Source organism: Citrobacter sp. RHBSTW-00671 (assembly GCF_014103415.1).
Classification (GTDB): Bacteria; Pseudomonadota; Gammaproteobacteria; order Enterobacterales; family Enterobacteriaceae; genus Citrobacter.
In genome coordinates, this window is sequence record NZ_JABXPR010000004.1 from 43,695 (window position 1) to 64,813 (window position 21,119).

Annotated in this window: 15 protein-coding genes; 3 read left to right on the top strand and 12 right to left on the bottom strand. The window is 54.2% G+C overall.

Features of this window, described 5'->3' with window-relative positions:
• Nucleotides 1–369: 369 nt before the first annotated feature.
• The 6 genes from HV261_RS25745 to HV261_RS25770 all read right to left on the bottom strand — a co-directional run bounded on the left by HV261_RS25745 (nucleotide 370) and on the right by HV261_RS25770 (nucleotide 6,658).
• Entirely contained in the window at nucleotides 370–660 is a 291-nt protein-coding gene (locus HV261_RS25745) for a helix-turn-helix domain-containing protein (protein ID WP_098140621.1), read from the bottom strand.
• Complete coding sequence (locus HV261_RS25750) at nucleotides 657–1,568, bottom strand: hypothetical protein (protein WP_202039828.1); 912 nt, start codon at nucleotides 1,566–1,568, stop codon at nucleotides 657–659. The genes HV261_RS25745 and HV261_RS25750 overlap by 4 nt, the downstream gene beginning before the upstream one ends.
• Before the next feature lie 393 nt (nucleotides 1,569–1,961).
• Nucleotides 1,962–2,957 carry a glycosyltransferase gene (locus HV261_RS25755; RefSeq protein WP_009652583.1) on the bottom strand — a complete coding sequence of 332 codons (996 nt, stop codon included), beginning with the start codon at nucleotides 2,955–2,957 and terminating at the stop codon, nucleotides 1,962–1,964.
• 60 nt (nucleotides 2,958–3,017) lie between these two features.
• Nucleotides 3,018–3,845, bottom strand: coding sequence for a universal stress protein (locus HV261_RS25760; protein ID WP_004207021.1), 828 nt, complete (start codon nucleotides 3,843–3,845; stop codon nucleotides 3,018–3,020).
• 18 nt (nucleotides 3,846–3,863) lie between these two features.
• Nucleotides 3,864–5,342: a SulP family inorganic anion transporter gene (locus HV261_RS25765; protein ID WP_008786570.1), complete on the bottom strand. Its 1,479-nt coding sequence runs from the start codon at nucleotides 5,340–5,342 to the stop codon at nucleotides 3,864–3,866.
• 554 nt (nucleotides 5,343–5,896) lie between these two features.
• Complete coding sequence (locus HV261_RS25770) at nucleotides 5,897–6,658, bottom strand: helix-turn-helix transcriptional regulator (RefSeq protein WP_191608544.1); 762 nt, start codon at nucleotides 6,656–6,658, stop codon at nucleotides 5,897–5,899.
• Nucleotides 6,659–6,751: 93 nt separating this feature from the next.
• On the opposite strand from HV261_RS25770, the gene HV261_RS25775 reads away from it, so the two are divergent.
• Nucleotides 6,752–6,892 (top strand): hypothetical protein, encoded by a 141-nt coding sequence (locus HV261_RS25775; protein WP_202039829.1) that lies wholly within the window; start codon nucleotides 6,752–6,754, stop codon nucleotides 6,890–6,892.
• 11 nt (nucleotides 6,893–6,903) lie between these two features.
• Nucleotides 6,904–7,608 (top strand): IS6-like element IS26 family transposase, encoded by a 705-nt coding sequence (locus HV261_RS25780; protein WP_001067855.1) that lies wholly within the window; start codon nucleotides 6,904–6,906, stop codon nucleotides 7,606–7,608.
• Here HV261_RS25780 and HV261_RS25785 read toward each other — a convergent pair.
• A complete protein-coding gene (locus HV261_RS25785; protein ID WP_279615986.1) occupies nucleotides 7,554–8,201 on the bottom strand; it encodes a recombinase family protein in 648 nt (215 codons plus the stop codon). The genes HV261_RS25780 and HV261_RS25785 overlap by 55 nt on opposite strands.
• Nucleotides 8,202–8,360: 159 nt before the next feature.
• Between HV261_RS25785 and HV261_RS25790 the strand changes: the two genes are divergently transcribed.
• Entirely contained in the window at nucleotides 8,361–11,372 is a 3,012-nt protein-coding gene (locus HV261_RS25790) for a Tn3 family transposase (protein ID WP_191608546.1), read from the top strand.
• Nucleotides 11,373–11,386: 14 nt separating this feature from the next.
• Here the strand turns inward: HV261_RS25790 and HV261_RS25795 are convergent, their stop codons facing one another.
• The 5 genes from HV261_RS25795 to traD all read right to left on the bottom strand — a co-directional run bounded on the left by HV261_RS25795 (nucleotide 11,387) and on the right by traD (nucleotide 21,087).
• On the bottom strand, nucleotides 11,387–11,824 hold the full coding sequence (locus HV261_RS25795) for a DUF2726 domain-containing protein (protein WP_191608547.1): 438 nt from the start codon (nucleotides 11,822–11,824) through the stop codon (nucleotides 11,387–11,389).
• The gene (locus HV261_RS25800; RefSeq protein ID WP_008324877.1) at nucleotides 11,821–12,144 is read right to left on the bottom strand and encodes a hypothetical protein; all 324 of its coding nucleotides are present in this window, start codon (nucleotides 12,142–12,144) and stop codon (nucleotides 11,821–11,823) included. Before HV261_RS25800 ends, HV261_RS25795 begins: the two co-directional genes overlap by 4 nt.
• 88 nt (nucleotides 12,145–12,232) lie before the next feature.
• Complete coding sequence (locus tag HV261_RS25805; protein ID WP_191219957.1) at nucleotides 12,233–13,036, bottom strand: DsbA family protein; 804 nt, start codon at nucleotides 13,034–13,036, stop codon at nucleotides 12,233–12,235.
• A gap of 36 nt (nucleotides 13,037–13,072) precedes the next feature.
• Nucleotides 13,073–18,559 carry a conjugative transfer relaxase/helicase TraI gene (gene traI, locus HV261_RS25810; protein ID WP_191608548.1) on the bottom strand — a complete coding sequence of 1,829 codons (5,487 nt, stop codon included), beginning with the start codon at nucleotides 18,557–18,559 and terminating at the stop codon, nucleotides 13,073–13,075.
• Nucleotides 18,556–21,087, bottom strand: coding sequence for a type IV conjugative transfer system coupling protein TraD (gene traD, locus HV261_RS25815; RefSeq protein ID WP_191226012.1), 2,532 nt, complete (start codon nucleotides 21,085–21,087; stop codon nucleotides 18,556–18,558). The genes traI and traD overlap by 4 nt, the downstream gene beginning before the upstream one ends.
• Between the last annotated feature and the right edge of the window lie 32 nt (nucleotides 21,088–21,119).

Genomic DNA, 21,119 nt, shown 5'->3' on the forward strand with positions numbered 1-21,119 from the left:
AAAAAATTCTGGATAGTTGTCATTAGGGGAATATTGCATGAAAAGCAAAATTCAAGGCTGACAAAGCCAGTAATAGCAACAAAGAGGAAAGAGAAACTTTTTTCAGGTTTTTTTACAGTCCGGCCTTAAAGGCCGCATCGGATTTTCTAAATACAGTTTTACATAAGGAAAATCGTATGACTGTATTTCTAATCCTCACCGCCATCGCATATGGCATCTTCAAAGCCGGCTGCTTCATCCTATTAGTGGTCAAGGGGTATCAGGGCTGGACATTGTTCTGGAAAAACTATGACCGTCTCCCTCATATCATCCGTTCCCGCTGCCGATATCAGAGACGATTCATTTTCAGACGCATCTGGAAGCGAATCTTCAGCCACTGATAATGTTATCGAGCGGCATCCCCAGCCCAGCCAGCCAGCACAGGCAGCACCAAGTGGTGTACACCATACTGGTCTCTCCTGATTTCCACTTACGGATGGTGCGTTCGTCCACATCCAGTCGGTTAGCCAGCTGGCTGTCAGTCAGGGGGATAAATCTCCGGACCAGCAGGATTTCGGTGACAGTAGGCTTCTGCCAGTCTTCTCCGCTGACCAGCGTATAGCCATTAAATTTTTTCAGCTCAATAAGTCCGGTGATCTGTCGTGCTATTTCGTCTTTCATTGAGTTGCGAGCCCGGATGCTGAGGGAACCAGGAGGGACCGGACATCCACGGTAGCGTCACTCGTGTCGTTGTTATCAGCACCCTGCGTCAGCTCATCGATATACTTCCTAATCTGTCCTGTCTGGTGAAGGTAATAACACAGCTTAAAAGCGAATTGTGCTCTGTCTTCGGATAACCCACACCTTGAGAAAGCTCTATTCCGAAGATCTTCAGGCGTTTCAGATGTGTACCTCTTTTGGTAGATGCTCATCACCTCTGCATGAAGCTCGGCAAACTTCATTTCGTTATTCAGCTTCAAATCATTCTTATAAATCAACCGGGCAGCGTTCAGGTCATTTTTTTCAAGCAAAATCCAGCCATAAAGGGTCTCGCTTGCATGTAACCCGTCCAGAACGATCCGGCCAAGTTGATTTGCATAGATGTACTCGTTAAGCAACGTTCTGAGCCGCTCTTCCAGAAAACCGAGTTTAGTACGTAGCTGTTTCTGGACATTGTCAATCTTGTTATGGATCGCCAGATTCAGCGTGAGCATATAGAAAAACAGATTGATATGAGCCTCGGTGACGGCATTAAAGCTGCGTTCAGACGCTCGATCATGACTACCTCCAACGCACATTTCTGCCGTAAGACGGGTTCCCTGATGTTCCAGCACCGCATAAAGATCTATACCACGTCGTTTCACCTCACCAAGTACATCCACGGAAGGCGTTTCGAAACACGCATCATACTGGTCTATAAACTGCTGATAGGCTATGCCGGCATTTTCAAATCGCTCATCCCTGATGGCGTCCAGTATCTGTGATACCTGCTGACGGACTTCCCGCTGAAAGGCCTCCACATCTACATCGTTGTAGACAAGCGTATTCGACTGCATCGCTATCAGGCAGGCCGGGAGCGTTTCAGGCACCCGCTCGTTAGAAATGATTTTCCCGGTGATAGTGTCCCTGATTAGCTGACGCGGCTGTTCCTTAACAGCCTCTCCGGCCGCAACCTTTTTGGGGTCCGCTTGGAAAACGGAAAATATCCTACGCTAAGCCTATTTTTCGTACAGATTACTTCATGGGTCTATGGTGATAGCTAAAAAATCACCAATACTACCTCACGAGTATGTTGATAGCTCATCGTACCCCGTATCAAGTTTGCATATACCAAGGAAGCGGAGACGAAAGACCACCTATTACTGAGGGATCCCCAGTAATGGGAGGGTAAAATGAAAGGTATAGTGCTACCAATTACTCACCGTCAGTCACGTATCGCTGGATTAACTACGGCATTCGCAGCGAGATAAGTATTCCCCATGTTAAGCCAATAGCAATATAATTATCCATTTTAATTTCGGGCTAGCACCAGTGAATTTTTTTGTTTTTACGAAAACTTTCAGTAAAAAGAAAATATCACTAAGGCTATATACACCTTTTATTAAATCTTTATATGCTATTTCTCTAACAAATAACCGCCTGATTTTTTCTTTGTCCCTCACCTTTTTTCTATATAAACCTAGAAAGTGTCTAGCCTCATACAGGGCATGCCTAAACAGCGATACGCTCAAATCATTATTTTTTATCGACTTTGCGTGACCGATGGTTTTAGATATTACATCAATATAGCATTCTGCTCGGACGTCGAAATAATCACCGCGATTTGTGATGGATTCATTATTGTACTTGTAGGTGTAGTCCATATCTTTTGATATGTAGAAACGCCCATTTGCCAACGCCAATTCCATCGTCCATAAAATATCTTTATGACTCCGGCCATCATGAAATGACAGATTGTTATTCCTGATATAGTCAGATCTAACTATCTGTAACCAAAGGTAATGTGGCCATTCCCTGACTTTTACTGCGTGACTCATCCACGCATTGCCGGATAAAACCTCATCATAAGGCTGGTTAGTATGCACGGGTTTTTTATTATCGCCTTCATGCCAAAGCTTCCAGGCATTGGACAAAAGCACATCAGCATTATGGCTGGAAGCCTGGATATACCTGTTATAAATGAATCCTTCAGACACATCGTCATCGGCATCCAGAAACATGACCCACTGGCCTTTATGCTTGTCTAATCCATTATTTCTGGCCGCGTATACACCTTTATTATTTTGTTCAATCACTTGAACCCTGCCATCCTTTATGGAGTTAATTATCGTTGACGTGTTGTCTGAGGAGCCATCGTTAACGATAATAACTTCAATGTTGATCCTGTCTTCTATCAAGATATCTTCGATCAAGGATTTGATGGTTTTTTCTGCGTTGTAAACGGGGATTATTACACTCACCGCAATTTCATGTTTCATGTTCACTCCAGTAAATTGAACGTATTTATTTGTCCCCGGAGTTATTTCCGGGGACAAAAATCACCTCAGCATTAAGAGTGGAATTTGTGTTTTTTCCAACATGGCGGTGGTGTTGCTGCCGATAAAGAATCGCCGCAATGGCGAATGGCCATAGGCACCCATCACAATCAGGTTAATGCCGTTTTCATTAGCGTAACGGCAGAGCGCATCAGCAACGGATGTACCTTCCAGTATGTGGCTTTCGGTCGTAATGCCAGCCTCTTGCAGCACATTCTGTGCTTCCTGCAAGGTTCGTGTATCCCCCTTAACCATCACGATGTGGCAAACCAGACCATTGAGTAGCGGGCTAAGTGTCAGGCGCGTCAGGTTTTTGCGACTCTCATCGCTGCCATCATAGGCGAACATAACTTTGGTCGGTGTAGAATAAGCCTCCGGCACGATAAGTACCGGTTTTTTCTGCAGCCGAATAATTCTTTCTAGGTGGCTGCCAACCGGGTTCTGCGTTCCACGGCGGCCCAGCACCATCAGGCGAACATCCCCTAAATCAGCCAGGATTTCATCCAACGCGCCATGTTTTTGCAGTAATTGAACATCAGCATGACCGGCATCATTCAGCAACTCCGCACAGCCAGCCAGTATGGCTTTGCCCTGCGCCATTAATAACCGACTACGCTCTCCTTCAACTTTCACCAGCTCTTCGGTGAGATGAGCCTGGCTATCAATGCCGATGCTTCCGGTCAAATCTGACACGGCAGGATGCGCATCTTTCTCCAGTACGTGCAGCAGCGACAGAGGTGAATCCAGCAGAGCAGCGGCCCATGCCGCGTATTCACAAACCGCTCGGGTCGACGGCGAACCGTCAACGCAGGCAATAACGGTATTATTCATTATCTGTTCTCCTGACTGTTAATGGCCGCCCATTAATTTTTCCACTTCTTCGGGTTTGTCATGCACCCCAAAGCGGTCAATAATGGTGCGGGTAGCCTGATTCATGCCACGGATTTCTACATCCGTACCTTCACGGCGGAACTTAATGACCACTCTGTCGAGTGCGCTGACCGACGTAATATCCCAGAAGTGGGCGTGCGAGACGTCAATGATCACATGCTCCACCGCTTCACGGAAATCGAAGTGGCTCATAAACCGATCGGCAGAGGCGAAAAACACCTGGCCGGTTACGGCGTATGTCCGCGTTGACGCTTTGAGTTCGGATGACACCGCCATAAAACGGGACACTTTGCTGGCAAAGTTCAGTGAGGCGATCAGCACACCAGTCAATACGCCATACGCCAGATTATGCGTTGCTACCACCACGACTACGGTAGCCAGCATGACGACGCTGGTTGACAGTGGGTGGCTGCGCAAGTTGGTAATAGAGCGCCAGGAGAAGGTGCCAATAGAAACCATGATCATCACCGCTACCAGGGCCGCCATTGGGATCTGCGAAACCCAGTCACGCAGGAAGACCACCATACAAAGCAGGACGACGCCTGCGGAGAGTGCGGAGAGACGCCCACGCCCCCCGGATTTCACGTTGATCACCGACTGGCCGATCATCGCGCATCCGGCCATACCGCCAATAAATGCAGCGCCAATGTTGGCAACCCCTTGAGCCTTACACTCCCGGTTTTTATCGCTCGGCGTATCGGTCATGTCATCCACAATGGTCGCGGTCATCATCGACTCAAGCAGCCCCACCACAGCAAGGCCGGCGGAATAAGGCAGAATGATTGATAGGGTATCGAAATTAAGCGGCACATCGGGTAACAGGAAGACCGGCAGACTGTCCGGCAACTTGCCCATGTCGCCGACGGTGCGTACGTCCAGATGCAGCCACATGGAGATCCCGGTCAGCACGACGATACAGACCAGCGGCGAGGGGATGGTTTTATTGAGGTACGGGAACAGATAAATAATGCCTAGACCGGCCGCCGTCATGGCGTAAACGTGCCAGGTGACGTTGGTCAACTCCGGCAACTGCGCCATGAAAATCAGGATCGCCAAGGCATTGACAAAACCGGTAACCACCGAGCGCGAAACATAACGCATCAGACTGCCAAGCTTTAAATAACCAGCAATAAGCTGAATCACACCAGTAAGCACAGTAGCGGCCAATAGATACTGTAGGCCGTGGTCTTTCACCAGCGTCACCATCAGCAGTGCCATCGCGCCGGTTGACGAAGAAATCATTCCTGGACGCCCACCGCAGATAGCGATTATCAGCGGGATACAAAACGCAGAGTAGAGCCCGACTTGCGGGTCAACGCCGGCGATGATGGAAAAGGCGATCGCTTCAGGAATAAGCGCAAGCGCGACAACAATACCGGCCAGTACGTCACCACGGACGTTACCCAGCCAGTCCTTACGCGTCGAGGACAGCAACATAGTATTTTCTCAGTTTTAGAATACAGTCAGCCCGTAAAGGGCAAAAAAATTTAGATACGATAAAGCACATCCGCAGACGGGATGTTAAAGAGTGCGTGCTGAGGGTTACTCAGAACGACAGAGAAGGGGAAAACTCAGGGTGGCGTCATACGCATGGTCGTTTTTATTACTCCTTGATGGTCGGTGTGTACACCTTCAGGGATCAGATAAACCAGATGAAGATATTCAAGGCTGGCCGCGGAGTCTGCCAAGGCAAACCGCGTATTACTATAAACGAAACTGAAACAGGGTCAATCATGGATTAAATGTGCCATTAATGTATACCTCAATGTCATAGCCTAAAGTGCCGCCATTTTCCCCTTGGATCATCACCTATCTGTCACGTACATTATGATCATCACTTAAACGTCATAAATGGGTGAAAAATGTACATTCACGGTTACCTCCGCGCATCAACAAAAGAACAGGATGCTCTCCGAGCAAAAAATAGGATGAGGGGTTTGAAGGCCAATGCTGTAAAAAACCACGTTAGCAACACAACCCATTGTTAAATATCAATTTAAAACACTATTACCTGTTAATGGTGTTGCGAAAGATTTGTCGGTTTCCTTAAACTGTCCCGGCGTTTTCCCAAATCGTTCCCGAAATATCTCAATGTAGGAGCTGACATTGCTATAGCCGCTCAGACAGGCCACTTCTTTTATGGGCAATCCGGCGAAAATCCATTGAAGTGAGGAGAGTATTTTTGCCTGCTGACGCCATTGGCTGAAGGTTAGCCCGGTTTCCTGATGAAACAGGCGGCTAAGATTTCTGACACTGATACCCCATTGATGAGCCAGTTGTGTCTGATTCAGTGCGCATTCGGGGTTTTTTAATAATTCGGTTGCAACGTTTCTTGCCCGACGATCTTCTGGCAGTGTGAGCTGAAGTGGTAATTCAGGCAGCAGGTTCAACTCAAAGGTTAATACTTTCAGAAGTGAATCTGTGTAATCAACAGGCCTGTTCCGGCAAAGGCGTTCAAGCAGTTGCAGGATAAAAGTATCGGCTCCGTAAACCCCTGAACAAACAGGAAAATAGATGCTTGATGATGGTTCAGGGTAAAGGCATTTTCCGCTTACAGCCCCCGAACTCCGGGCTCTGTGGTACAAATTCGCAGGAAACCATCCCACCGTTCCAGGAGTGACAACCCATTGAACCAATTCCGTTTCAATTATCATCAGTCCCTGACTGAGCCAGAACAACTGCCCTGATTCATGCTTATGCCATTCTGTTGAATGCATAACGTCATATTCAATTCGGGATGTTTTTATCTGCATGGCCGATTAACCGTATATGTTGTCCTGATACCGATATTATATCAGTCAGACTATGAAGTAGACTTCCTGTCATCATCAGAAAGGAGAATCAACATGCAAAACAATAAGCAGATAGTCATTGCGGCACTACAGACGCTCATCACTGACCCATTGCACGACGAGGGTAAAATTGCAGTATTTTTGGCACTGTTGCAAATAGTCGGTGGTGATAAACTTATCATCCCCTTTTGCTGATGGAGCTGCACATGAACCCATTCAAAGGCCGGCATTTTCAGCGTGACATCATTCTGTGGGCCGTACGCTGGTACTGCAAATACGGCATCAGTTACCGTGAGCTGCAGGAGATGCTGGCTGAACGCGGAGTGAATGTCGATCACTCCACGATTTACCGCTGGGTTCAGCGTTATGCGCCTGAAATGGAAAAACGGCTGCGCTGGTACTGGCGTAACCCTTCCGATCTTTGCCCGTGGCACATGGATGAAACCTACGTGAAGGTCAATGGCCGCTGGGCGTATCTGTACCGGGCCGTCGACAGCCGGGGCCGCACTGTCGATTTTTATCTCTCCTCCCGTCGTAACAGCAAAGCTGCATACCGGTTTCTGGGTAAAATCCTCAACAACGTGAAGAAGTGGCAGATCCCGCGATTCATCAACACGGATAAAGCGCCCGCCTATGGTCGCGCGCTTGCTCTGCTCAAACGCGAAGGCCGGTGCCCGTCTGACGTTGAACACCGACAGATTAAGTACCGGAACAACGTGATTGAATGCGATCATGGCAAACTGAAACGGATAATCGGCGCCACGCTGGGATTTAAATCCATGAAGACGGCTTACGCCACCATCAAAGGTATTGAGGTGATGCGTGCACTACGCAAAGGCCAGGCCTCAGCATTTTATTATGGTGATCCCCTGGGCGAAATGCGCCTGGTAAGCAGAGTTTTTGAAATGTAAGGCCTTTGAATAAGACAAAACGCTGCCTCATCGCTAACTTTGCAACAGTGCCGTTTTTTTAACCTGAAATAGGTGGCCCTGGATATGCCGGTTTTCTCCATCACCAGTTTAATGGGCGTTTCGTGCCGGATAAGCTCCAGTGCGGCGGCCGATTTGTGATGAGGTTTCCGTCCAAACCTGACGCCTGCCGCCATGGCGATGACCCGGCCTTCGTTTGTGCGCTCCAGGATCCGCTCCCGCTCAGCTTCAGCAACGGCAGCAAGGATCTGAATGACCATTTTACCCATCGTGCCTTCAGTACTCAGTCCATTCTCCAGAAACCGGATGGCTATTCCCTTTTTATAGCAGGCATCAACAATGTGGATCATATCCGCTGTGTTGCGGCCAAGCCGGTCCATTTTGGTACACATGATAATGTCATCTTTTTCGGCACGGGCAAGCAGCCGTTGTAACCCTTCACGTTCGTCCGTGGCGCCCGACATCATGTCAGTAAAAATCCGGTCATCTCTGACGCCTGAAGATTTCAGCTCCATGATCTGCGCCGTCAGTTTCTGATGGCTCGTTGATACCCTTGCATATCCCAGTAATGCCATATTGGTCTCACAAATCGATACTGATACTGCGTAGTATCATAAAGCATAAAACACGATTTTTGATACTCATGTAAGCACGCACTTTAAAAGGTCTCAAAACTTATAATATCTGATACCAACAGAATTCGGAGGAACAATTGATTGTGAAGGGATGCACTTATGAGCGCTGATTTTCTGACCGACAACCAGGTGCAGAATTATGGCCGTTATGCCGCCGAGCCAAATGAAGTCCAGCTGGCGAGGTACTTTCATCTTGACGAGCGCGATCTGGATTTTGTTAATCAACGCCGGGGCAGACATAACCGGCTTGGAATTGCGCTTCAGCTCACCACTGTCCGTTTTCTGGGGACGTTCATCAGTGATGCCATGCAGATCCCCGCTGGCGTCCGGCACTATGTGGCGGCACAACTGGGTATTCCCCGCCCGGAGATACTGTCCCGTTATGCACAGAGAGAGAACACGCGCTGGGAGCATCATGCGCTCATCAGGCAGCATTATGGCTATCATGATTTCGGTGACCAGCCCGGGTCATTCCGGCTTAAACGCCTGCTGTATGTCCGGGCCTGGCTCAGTAATGAACGTCCTGGCCTGCTGTTTGATTTTGCCACAGCATGGCTGCTTCAGCACAAGGTACTGTTGCCCGCCGCATCCACACTGACCAGGATAATTGGTGAAATCCGTGAGCGGGCAAATCGTCGCCTGTGGCGAAAACTGGCCTCGCTGCCTGACAGCTGGCAGACCGCACAACTGGCGGGTTTACTTGAGATCCCCGAAGGGCAGCGGGTGTCGGTTATGGAGCAGTTGCGCAAAGGCCCGGTCACGGTCAGTGGTCCATCTTTTACGGAAGCGCTGGAACGTTATACCCGACTGAGAAACCTGGAATTTTCCCGACTGAATTTTGATGGTCTCCCGGCCATACAACTGCGTAATCTGGCCCGCTACGCCGGGATGGCATCAGCCAGGTATATCGCCAGAATGCCGGAAACACGGCGACTGGCGGTGCTGACCGCGTTTGTTAAAGCGCAGGAAATATCAGCCCTGGATGAAGCCGTTGATGTACTTGATATGCTGATCCTGGACATCTCCCGTGAGGCAAAGAAAACGGGACAGAAAAAACGGCTCAGGACGCTGAAAGATCTCGATCGGGCAGCACTGCTGCTGGCGCGGGCCTGTGCACTTTTGCTTGACGAAAATACGGATGAAGCGGCGTTGCGCAAGACCATATTCAACATCGTGCCGCCTGCAAAGATGACGGAGTCTGTTGATAAAGTTAATGAGCTGGCCCGCCCGTATAATACCAATTTTCAGGATGAAATGGTGGAGCAGTATGGACGGGTGAAGCGTTTCCTTCCGGCACTTCTGCGAGACCTGCATTTTCATGCAGCGCCAGACGGTGAGCATACTCTGGCCGTTATCCATTACCTGGCAGAACTGAACGGTTCGAAAAAACGCATACTGGAAGATGCCCCCGGACACATTATCACCGGCCCCTGGAAACGTCTGGTGTACGATGCGGAGGGCCGGATTCAGCGAGCCGGTTACTCGCTGTGCCTGCTGGAGCGTCTTCAGGATGCATTGCGGCGTCGCGATATCTGGCTGGAAAACAGCGACCGCTGGGGCGATCCGCGTCAGAAGCTGCTTCAGGGTAAAGAATGGCAGGCTCAGCGTGTCGCAGTCTGTCGGGCGCTGGGACATCCCACCGACGGCAGAAAAGCCGTACAGCAACTGGCGACGCAACTGGATGAGACCTGGGAAACGGTATCGCGTCGCTTTGACAGTAATGATGCTGTGAGCATCTGTAATGCCGGTAAATATCCTTCCCTGACCGTCAGCAGCCTCGAAAAACTCGATGAGCCGCCCGCGCTGACACAGCTGAGCAGCCGGGTGAAACAACTTCTCCCACCCTTGGATTTAACCGAACTGCTGCTTGAAATCGACGCCAGAACCGGTTTTACCCGTGAGTTTATGCACGTCAGTGAATCAGAAGCCAGAGCAAAGGATCTTCACGTCAGTCTGTGCGCCGTTCTGCTGGCCGAAGCCTGTAATATCGGGCACGAGCCACTGATAAAACACAATATACCGGCACTGACCCGCCACCGGCTCAGCTGGGTGAAACAGAATTATCTCCGGGCAGAAACGCTGGTCAGCGCCAATGCCCGACTGGTTGATTTTCAGTCAACTCTGGAGCTTGCCCGTCGGTGGGGCGGCGGCGAAGTGGCTTCCGCCGACGGCATGCGTTTTGTCACGCCGGTGAAAACGCTCAACGCCGGGCCTAACAGAAAATATTTTGGGTCAGGACGGGGTATTACCTGGTACAACTTTATTTCCGATCAGTATTCCGGGTTCCACGGTATTGTCATTCCCGGCACATTACGTGACTCCATTTTTGTGCTGGAAGGCCTTCTGGAACAGCAGACAGGGCTGAATCCGGTCGAGATTATGACGGACACGGCCGGTGCCAGCGACATTATTTTTGGCCTGTTCTGGCTTCTGGGGTATCAGTTTTCTCCGCGGCTGGCTGATGCCGGTGAAGCCGTATTCTGGCGGATCGACAAAAACGCCCATTACGGCCCACTGGATGAACTGGCAAGAGGATGTGTGGAGTTACCCAGGATTGAAAACCACTGGGATGAAATGATGCGGGCATCCGGTTCCCTGAAACTGGGCACCATCCACGCATCGGAGCTTATCCGTTCTCTGCTCAGAAGTACCCGTCCGTCAGGGCTGGCGCGGGCGATCATGGAGGTCGGGCGGGTCAACAAGACATTGTACCTGCTTAATTATATCGATGATGAGGATTATCGCCGCCGTATTCTGACGCAACTGAACCGGGGAGAAGGTCGTCATGCTGTAGCCAGAGCCATCTGTTACGGTCAACGCGGGGAGATCAGAAAGCGTTACCGCGAGGGGCAGGAAGACCAACTGGGCGCGCTGGGTCTGGTAACTAACGCTGTGGTGCTGTGGAACTCACTCTACATGCAGGAAGCACTTTCGCATATAAGGACAACAACGGGTAAAACACTGGAGGATGAACATATTGCACGGCTGTCACCACTGATGCACGGGCATATCAATATGCTGGGGCATTATACATTCACGCTACCGGAAGATATTTTGAAGGGAGAACTTCGTCCATTAAACCTTAATGTAAACAATCAAGTATCGCCTTAACGTGGTTTTTTACATCATTGACCGTCAAACCCCTCATCCAGCTCCAGCGCGGCCACAATCCGGAATGTCAGCCGGTCCACGATGACCACATCACAGTGCCAGCGGGACACCAGGCTGAACAGTTTCCACCACGCCCGGCTGCGAGCCCTGATGCGGGGGGCTATCTGCACAATATCGGCCACCCGCACCTGAGGACACAGATACCAGCGATTCATGTCCACAGTGCGGAACAGTCCCTGAATAAAATTCACTTCCCGGTCCGTCATCAGGTGTGCCTGACGCGCCAGGAATACGCCGCCGGCGATGAGATGCTCTGTTTCTCCCGGCCGGATGCCCGCCTCCCTTAATGTTCTGATGAACGGAGACTGAGGGCTGTTCGCTTTTAACACGCGGAAAAATAGCGCCAGCATGACCATCAGCGGGAGGATAAACCACAGAATGGTTGTATTCACGGGTGCTCTCCTTCGCCGGCGGATGTGGTATTCCCGGACACGGTCCACAGCTCCGGGTGGTCAGCAGGGACGCTCAGGGAGAACCCGGCGGAGAACAGCCAGCCGTCCAGCGTGACCCGGTTTTCAGGTTCGTCAGGCGCACACAGCGTAATGCTTTGCGCTGTAACGTCTGTGATTTCAAAGTTTTCCTCCGAAAGAATGCGGATAAGGTCATCACGTGAACGGATAATGCCCTGCCCCACCAGGTTTCTTAGCGCTCTTTTTAAAATTGTGCAGGCTTCTTCGTTTTCTTTCTGACTGTCTCGGTTGTCTTCTGACATGCTCTTTCCTTATCTGACCGGAACGTTGTGCCCCCGGGCGACACGGTCCCTGGCCTGTGTCATGCGGCCGGCTGGCCGCGCCTGATGATTACGGTTTCGGATTACCCGCGGCGGTATTAATTGCCCTCTGCAGGGTATCTGCGCGGGTAAGTCCGGGGATGACGGTCACCCTGCCGGCACGGGCCCCGGCAGAAGGAAGTACCACCAGGGCAGGCGTCCCGCTGAAGCCCAGTTGCTGCGCCAGCGTCTGAATTCCGTCCAGCGTGCCCTGTACATCAGCCGCCTGCCCGGCGTCGAAATTCACGGCGGTTGCCGCCGCACGGATATCGTCATCCGTCAGCCGGCCCTCGTTATGGCCGGTGGCATACAGTGTGTTGTGATAGTGAAGCCAGGCCTCAGCCCCTTTCTGCAACCATATCTGCAGCCCGGTTTTCGCTGCACGCCCGGATTCCGGCCAGCGCGTCTCAAATATCGGGAGTGCCTTGAACACAAAACGCACGTCCGGGTTGGCCGCCATGACTTTCTGGAGCACCGGAGCCAGTCGGGCACAGTAGATACACTGGTAATCGAAGAATTCGACGACCGTCACCTGCGCATCAGCGGGACCATACGACGGGGTGCCTTTATCATCCAGCAGTGCCCCCTGATGCTCAGCGACAGCCGCCGTCATGGCCTGCATCTGCCTTTCCTGCTGCTGTTCCTGCAGTTTCTGGCTGACGTTAACCAGTACCTCCGGATGGGCGACGAGGTAGTCTGCGGCCACTTCGCCAATTCTGGCCTCCTGCGCCGGTGTGAACACCGGCTGAGGGGTTGCTGCGCGTGCTGTCGGACCAGAAATGATGAATGTTGTAACTATTAGTGAGGCTAAAACTGTTCTGCTTGTGCTTTTCATTTGCATATGCCTGATTTCATTGTGGTAGAGGCTGGATTAACGTTCTTTCTGGATGGTACGGCTGAGGGTCTGTTCTTCGTGTTCCGGCATCCGGCCACGTTCCTGCGTGTCTGTCTGCCGTGCTATATCCCGCTCATTACGGGCAAGTTCAGTCACCTGACGGGAGACACCGGAAACCTCAGCAACGCGTCCCGCATCGTGCTCCTTATCGGTACGTCGTATTCTTGCGAAATCACTGTCAGAGTTTCCCTCTCCGCCCGCAATCCTTCTGAGTGTATTCTGGTCCGGTTCAGGCTCACCCTGTTGCCCCTGCATATCGTTAAAAGAGGCTCTGACATTCAATTCCTCTTCGGCGGGGAAAACAATCCTGCCAGGTATCTGTTCCGCTGTTTCGCTGCCTGCTTTTGCTGCGCTGATGGCCAGATTTTCTTCTGCGTGACGACGCTCTGCTTCCTGTTCTTTTACCGTACTGATGTCCACCGGGGGGCTCTCTTCATTCCGTAAATTGTCCGTCCCGGGCAGGGCAATTTCGCTGTCTCTCTGGCTGATGATTTGCACTCTGCTTTCTTCGACCTCCCGACGCTCGCCACCACTGATTTTGAGCAACTGAGCCGCCACGGATTCATCCCCGGTCTGCCACACCACACCGTCCTGCGGATGAGTACGGACAGCGTCGAGCGCGGCGGCCAGTTCACCGACCACACGGGTGTGACCCGACCGGCTTCGCTGCAGCAGCGCCCCGCGCCCCCGCTCACTCATCACCATCCGGGTGTCACCCTGCGTCAGTCTCCCCTCCGGGCTGGCAACCAGTGAGACCAGTGCCAGACCGGCACCTTTACCGTTGTTGTCGTAAACAGGCAGGGCCAGTGCGGGCTCCGGGAAGCGTCGCGTCGCCGGGATAATTTTCGCCGTCAGCGACGTCTCCTGCATTCCCTGATGCCGCAGCCAGGCCCGCCCGATGGCGGTCTTACTGACGGGCTGCCCCATTGACCAGATGGCTTTCGCCTGTTTACGCTGCGTCTCCGGGGCCAGCGCATCATGGGCCGTTTTGATATCACGTTCCGGGGCTTTCACCGCCCGGACCCAGTCCGCTTTCCCGTCGGTATAAATCTGCACATGCTCCTTCACACGCGATGCGGAAATATAGAAGGCCCGACGAGTGGCCAGCATCTTACGCCCGGCGTCCGTACCCTCCAGTGAAATAACGTAATCCGTGCTCGCCCCCTGTGCGCCGTAGCCCGTCACCGCCCAGCCATAGTCGATATGCTGCTGAGCACGGACCGCCTTCGGGTTAATGATGATGCGGCCTTTTTCTGACGTCAGGCGGATATCCCCTGATTCGCTGACAGACTCCACGGTATAACGCTGGTTACCGGTCTGTCCCTGCTCGCGGTCCGTGAGCGTAAATTTCAGCAGGTCACCGGCCCGGACTTCCCTCTCCTCGCGCTGAAACAACTGTACATCGCCGGTGATAAGCTCCTTCGGTGAATACAGCCCGATATTGCCCTCTTCATCACGGACGGTGACCGTGCTGCCGTGCCGGTCTACAGCCAGCACATCCTGATAGCGGTCGCCACGTTTCACCACCATTCCCGCCTGCCAGGCCTGCGTCTGGTTGAATTCATGGCGGGTGTGGGTGATTTTCTCCAGCACCGGCACCCTGACCGCCAGCCCCCCCAGCTCGCCCCGCGCGGTCAGCGTGTCATGAATGCCGGCATTCACCGCCCGGCGGTCAGCGTTCAGCTGCGTGATGATAAGGGTCCGCGCCCGCGCATCCACGGTCCGGCCTGTCCAGTCCGCCACAATATCGCCCACCGGCGTGGCCGTTTCCTGAAATGCACTGGCCGGGACCGGCACGCCAGCCTCACGTGCCACACGGTCAGCGGGCTGCGCTTCTATACGATTCAGGGCCGCATCGATACGGTTATCGATAATGTCATGCACCGCCCCCCGCAGGTGAACATCCTTCTGACGCACGATTTGCTTCATGATGGCCACATCCATCGGGCTGCGCTCCTGCATCAGCTTAAACGGTGCCCCGGAATCGACTGACTCAAACTGGTCAATATCCCCCATCGAGACTGCGCGGCCCTCCCCGGCAGCAATGGCCTGAAACAGGGCGGCCGTGTCCTGGTTACCCACCATCGAGGACTCATCGATGAGAAACACCTGGCCCCGGTAGTCAGGTTTTTCACCGCCTGCAGTGGCCTGTTCATACTCCACAATAAAGGATTTAATGGTCTGCGCCCGGACGCCAACGTCGCTCATCTCTTTCACCGCCTGATGTGTCGGGGCAAGTCCCGTCAGCTGCGGTCGTACATCTGACGGCAGCGTATCGAGTGCCGCGACCACCGCCTTCATCTGCGTGGTTTTCCCCACCCCGGCATAACCCTGAATCCCGATAAACTGGTCCGTGGTACCGAGCACCAGGGTGGTGGACTGTTTCTGCCCCTCTGTCAGCCCGTTCAGCACCACATCGGGAACCTGATCCAGTAGCGGAAGCTGGGTGTTTTTACCCTCATCCACCGTGCGCAGAATGGCTTTTTCCATCTCCCACGTTGAGCGGGCAATCAACAGTGGCTCCCCCCGGACCGACACACGCAGCAGTTCCCCGGCCTTTACCATTGCGGCAATTTCATGCTCTGTCTGCTCAATGTCAGGATGGTATTTCCCTGCAGCCTCCGTGAGCGCCAGTTCGCTGAACGCCACGCTGCGCTGGTCATTCACCGCACGCCAGACGGCCAGGCTGGCATCGGTCCGCACGCCGTCGTGCAGGCTTCCGACCGCCTCACTCACATCCTCTTTTCCACTGAGGCTGCGCACCAGTTGCACGGGGGAGACGTTAGTCTTCATTCGCTGCAGGCGGGCTTCAGCCCGGTCCTGCACTTCGGCGGTAAACACCTCCGCGCGATGCCCGCTCTGTGCCAGTGAGTTCATGGTCTGCGATGAAATATCCCGGCTGTTGAGCGCTGCCAGGACCACGCCCCGGTCGTTATCACGCCCCCCCGGGGCGCTGACGTAGGCATGCGTGACATACAGGGGCCGGTCTTTCGGGAGAGTCAGTGTGTCGGTACCGCGCGTGACCTGGATACCTTTCTCACTGATGCCAGTGACCCCGAGGCGGTCTTTTGCCTTAAGCCCATGCTCCCGGTCGCCGGCAACGGCTATCAGCCGCTCCCCACTGGCGACGTTCAGCGTCTCACGGTTAAAGAGGCGCCAGTCGGCGGTGACATCGCTGATTTTCATCCGGGTCAGGACGCCGTCACCGTCAATCAGGGACAGTATGCGCGTGTCCTCATGGACACGGTCGATAACAAATGAATGGCGTTCTTTCGCGTCGCTGCGGTTCTCGAGCACCATGCCCGGACGGTACGAGCCCGGCATACGCCGGGTCTTACTGTCGAGCCACACCGGGGAACGGGCCTCAATGCTGATGCCGTTGCGCTCCAGCTGCCCGGCATTCTGCAGCGCATCCCGTATCAGGCCGGTGAGGTGGGCCTGTTCACGTTTACCAACCACCACGGCGGTGACGTTTTCATCCCCGCCGCTCAGGTCCGCGAATCGGGTGGCCAGCGCCTCATAGCGGTCACGTTTGTTGGCAATACTCACCACGTCAGCCTCCAGCCCCGGTGCCGGTTCGGTGCGGCGGGAGCGCGTCACGCCGGCAGACTCCAGCACCGACATGGCGTTGCCATTCGCCTGACGACCGGCGCTGTCGAGAAAGACCAGCTGCGCATCCTGCGCCCGGGCTTCGCCCAGCAGAACCAGCGTTTCCTTCAGCCCCAGACGTTCAGCCCCTTCAATAATCAGCGTGCTCTGCGGTTTCAGCTGGAATTCACCGCTCAGCACATGCTGCCGGCTGATGATCCGCTCCCGGAGGTCATCGGATTTGGCCAGCGAAATGGCGCGTTCGGCAGAACTGGCCAGCACCCGGACGTCGCGACCGCTGGCCGTGGAGATACCGGTCAGCTGTGTGGTCAGATCCCGGATACCGGCCACGCCGGACGGGGCATTCATCAGGACCAGCGGGTCCGTCTCCACGACCGCCAGCGCCGGCGGTGCATACTGCTGTGGTCGGGTAAAGCTGACCACCTGCGTGGATTTCAGGTGGTCCTGGCTCAGCGCCTGAATGGAGAGTTCGTCCAGCAGGTGGATGCGGGAAGTGAACACGCCTTTCTCGCTGTCCAGCGGCACAAGCATACCGTCCTTCAGGGACGCGTCGATGGCCTGGCGAATGACATTCATGTCCGGCAACTGTTCACTCAGTTCGGCGGTCGTCAGCATCAACTCCCCGAAGGTGAAGCGGGTCCGGCTGTCGCTCAGCTGCGAGATGGCCATTTTCACGGCGTCCTTCACTTCCGGCGCCAGTTCCGGCACCTGTCTGGACGGCATGGCTTTTGACCGCTGAACGGACGGGACGTCCGGTGCCGCCTGTACCGGGCTACTGTGAGTCTGCTGCGCATCAGGCTGCCGGGACCAGGAGCCTGCAGACGCCTCGCTGCGTTCAGCAGGAACACCGGTTTTCTCTTCCCCTTTGGCAGAATGTTCAGGTGCCCCACTTCCCGGTACCTCCGGCGCTGACGGCTCCGGCTCCCGGCGTTCGTCCCGCATCGTATCCTCGCGCGGTACCACGCTTTCCTGATAGGCCTTTAAATCGTAGCCTTTATCCTTCATCTGACCGAGCCACCGTTCCATCAGGCGCAGGCGGGACGGATCAACCTTCGCCCGGCGGGTGTCTTTTGCCGCTACATCGCGGCTGCGCAATGTGGCTTCTGCGCCGATAGCCCCCTGAATCTCCCGGCCGCGCGATGAAAACTCTTCCCGGACCGCTTCCGGCACGCCCTTTATCTCCCACATGCCATGCTTGCCCACTTCCTCCACCTCATGGCCCAGCGCCTCCACGCGCTCACGCAGTGCGCTGCGGTAGATTTTGCCGAGCGTGACCTGCATTTTCATGACGGTTTCGATAAAACCGGCATTGTGGATGTAGTCGGTGGCCAGCGCTTTCCACTTCCCGTCCTGCTCTGTCATATTGGCCACCAGAAGGTGGGTGTGCAGCTGGGGATCAAGGTTTCGCGAGGTGTCGTGGGTGAAGGCCGCGGCCACCATTTTACCGGTGTGCACGATGGAGGTGACGCCGTCTTTCGTATCCCGGGCCGAAATCAGTTTTTCCACATACCCTGCCGCAATACGGACCGCATGGTTATGGGCTTCCAGCATTGCCTTATCCCCTCCGATAAGTGCCAGGATGGAGACACTTTTGGGGGCAGAGAAGGTCAGGTCATGACCGGGACGATGAACATGGTTGCCATTAATCTCTTTACCGAGACGTGACCCGTCCGGCAGACGGCCTTCCAGCACTGCCGTCAGGTCAGCGCCCCGGACCTGTCCGTCCAGACCCAGCGCATCCGCGCCTTCGCCCATCCAGAGGCTCTGCAGGTTGCCGAGAAAATAATAGTTATCGGAATTGCTGTAATAGCCGGCAGCATCCGCTGCCGACGCAATGGGGGCCACTGACATCATAGTTCAGGCTCTCTGTCGTAGTAATGGTGATCGTTCTCGTCGTACCCCGGGTCGTCTGCATCGCGATGACGGAGAATGTTTTCTTCGTCCCGGGCCAGCAGGCGGTTCGTCCGGTGTTCCTCATCCGGCCTGTCCGGTGACACCGGTTTTCCGGCCGTCGTCACGGTCAGTGCCCCGTCTGGCAGGACGGTCACCTGCATATCCAGGTTCATGGACTCACCGCCTGCCCCCCCGTCTTCCTGCGGACCTGCACCTGTAACAGCAGGGCGCTGGCGGGCCCTGTGCAACATACTCAGGCCGGATGTGGTTGGCGGTTCGGGCTCAGGATGGCGATGGCGGAGTGCACGCAGTGCTGCCGGTAATGCAACATGCTGTCCGTCAGGTGCCGGAACAGAGGGTTCCGGTGAAACCGTTGCCACAGTGGTGGATGCAGGTAAAGTGCCCGGGGCTGGTACGGGAATATCTGCATGATTCTTTTCTGCTGAGTAAGAGGGCTTCACTGCACTTTTGCTAACAACTGGCGGGGTGATGACCGGTGACGTCTGGCGATCTGACTCCGGAGCCCGGACAGGTTCAGGCAGTATGGTCTTTTTCACCTCCACGACCCCGGGCTGCTGAGCCGTCCCCGCTGTGGCAGTGGCAGTGGCAACTGCTGCGCCAGAGCCTGCGCCTTCCAGCACCTCGTCCCCGGTCGGGAAGGTCAGCCCTGCAGCAGAGGCTGCACGCTCATTTTCCTGAATCACCTTCTCGAGTTCCGGGCTCAGCACATCGCGGATATTCCGCGCCATCAGGCCGGGGTGATGCTTCTTCACCTTCCGGTATTTCAGCTTCAGGCGGACAACCGGGTATTCACCGGGCAGACGAACATAAAAGCTCAGGTTCGGCAGACGCATGACCTGGTCATAATCGACAATCGGATCGTTAACCTCGTCCTTGCCCAGCGACACCCCGTCACGAACCTGGTCCAGACCGTAACTGTTTTGTTCGCGGATTTTTCGTTTACGCTGATGCCCCAGTTCATCCTCAACCACTTTGGCCATCTCCGCACTCGGGGAACGGCCATACATGCGGGTGTTCATCAGGTCAAAGATACTTCTGGCCAGTTCCCGACCATAAACGTGGATCATCTGCGCCGTGTTCTGCATGCCCAGCACAAAACAGCCGCCGAATTTACGGGCTTCGGCAATCGTTTCAGCCAGCTCGGGGATACGCTGCAGACTGGGAATTTCGTCACAGATAAACCACACCCGCCGGTCACTGTTCTCCCCCATACTCTGCAGATACAGGGTGGACAGCGATAACCAGAGGGATATCAGGGGACGGACGCTTTTACGGTGCCGGGCCTGCGTCGAAATAAACAGCCAGCTGTTGTCATAGCGCTCCTGGGTCATCCATTCCCGGATGGTAAACGGAGGCTTCGTCCCGTCATCCAGTCCCTGCAGGTAGCGCAGTGCTTTGGCGTAGTTGGTCACCACGGAGCGGATCGAGATGGCCGTTTTCTCAATTTTCTCTTCGACCAGGTTAGCCGACGGGGTGTTGGCCAGATAATCACGCAGACTTTTCATGCTGAGTGACAGCAACGTTTTGAGGAACTTCTCAATGCTGCGGTCCGGGTCGGCAGACATTCGTATGGCGAGGTCAGCAAAAATAGTGCGCGAACTGGACACCCAGAAGGGGTCAGACTCCCCTTCCACGGGGATCAGACTCGCTGACAGGTTGTCATAATCCACCGCATCCACACATTCCCCCCACATATGCCAGTTAGCACAACGTTCATCGTGGGTATTGAGAATGAAATCAGTGTCGGGGTTATAGTGTGTCTCGGTAAACGTACAGCCTGAGTCATAGATAATGGCGCGGTCACCGCGTTTCCGGATGAAGTCCAGCAGCCAGCGGATCAGTGTCGATTTACCCACACCGATGGTGCCGTGGATCAGGAAGTTCATCACCTCGGCCATTCTGACCATATGCAGTTCGCCCACGCGCAAGTCGGACAGTTCGCCGTTCTTACGCAGCAGCCGGTTCACCTCGGCAGGTTTTTCTGTCAGCTGCATACCCGAAATGTACTGGTCTTCGCTCTCCCTGCGCCCGATGCCGGCAATGTACCAGGCGATGGCCACGAACACGCTCAGGCTGAACGTACCACTGGCCAGCACTGCCCACTGCAGTTCACTGAACACCTGATCGCCCATTGCCTTCATATACGCATCGCCGTAAATCTGTGGCAGCGTCATTTTCAGAACCATGTGCGTCTGTGTGGGGGCATACCAGTAATGGACGTCATAGATTTTCGGTGTGCCCGTTGCCGGCATGAGGTCGATAAAACTGCTGTTAATACTGGCAAACCACCACAATGAGCCGTTATCAAAGGTCTCCTGGGGTATACGCCAGAAGAAGATGGCCGAGGCCAGTACCGCAAACAGAATGAAGATCCAGAATCCTATCCAGTTGTTAACCTGAAAGAACATGCGCCACCGGTAGGCAGTCATCTGCCCACCCTGAGTGAGATTTTTACCAGCGAAGCTCATAGATTTTTGTCCGACAGTCATCGCATCACCAG

Coding starts and splice junctions, on each gene's coding strand:
- HV261_RS25745 (WP_098140621.1), bottom strand. CDS start 660: ATGAAAGACGAAATAGCACGACAGATCACCGGACTTATTGAGCTGAAA.
- HV261_RS25755 (WP_009652583.1), bottom strand. CDS start 2,957: ATGAAACATGAAATTGCGGTGAGTGTAATAATCCCCGTTTACAACGCA.
- HV261_RS25760 (WP_004207021.1), bottom strand. CDS start 3,845: ATGAATAATACCGTTATTGCCTGCGTTGACGGTTCGCCGTCGACCCGA.
- HV261_RS25765 (WP_008786570.1), bottom strand. CDS start 5,342: ATGTTGCTGTCCTCGACGCGTAAGGACTGGCTGGGTAACGTCCGTGGT.
- HV261_RS25770 (WP_191608544.1), bottom strand. CDS start 6,658: ATGCAGATAAAAACATCCCGAATTGAATATGACGTTATGCATTCAACA.
- HV261_RS25775 (WP_202039829.1), top strand. CDS start 6,752: ATGCAAAACAATAAGCAGATAGTCATTGCGGCACTACAGACGCTCATC.
- HV261_RS25780 (WP_001067855.1), top strand. CDS start 6,904: ATGAACCCATTCAAAGGCCGGCATTTTCAGCGTGACATCATTCTGTGG.
- HV261_RS25785 (WP_279615986.1), bottom strand. CDS start 8,201: ATGGCATTACTGGGATATGCAAGGGTATCAACGAGCCATCAGAAACTG.
- HV261_RS25790 (WP_191608546.1), top strand. CDS start 8,361: ATGAGCGCTGATTTTCTGACCGACAACCAGGTGCAGAATTATGGCCGT.
- HV261_RS25800 (WP_008324877.1), bottom strand. CDS start 12,144: ATGTCAGAAGACAACCGAGACAGTCAGAAAGAAAACGAAGAAGCCTGC.
- HV261_RS25805 (WP_191219957.1), bottom strand. CDS start 13,036: ATGAAAAGCACAAGCAGAACAGTTTTAGCCTCACTAATAGTTACAACA.
- traI (WP_191608548.1), bottom strand. CDS start 18,559: ATGATGTCAGTGGCCCCCATTGCGTCGGCAGCGGATGCTGCCGGCTAT.
- traD (WP_191226012.1), bottom strand. CDS start 21,087: ATGAGCTTCGCTGGTAAAAATCTCACTCAGGGTGGGCAGATGACTGCC.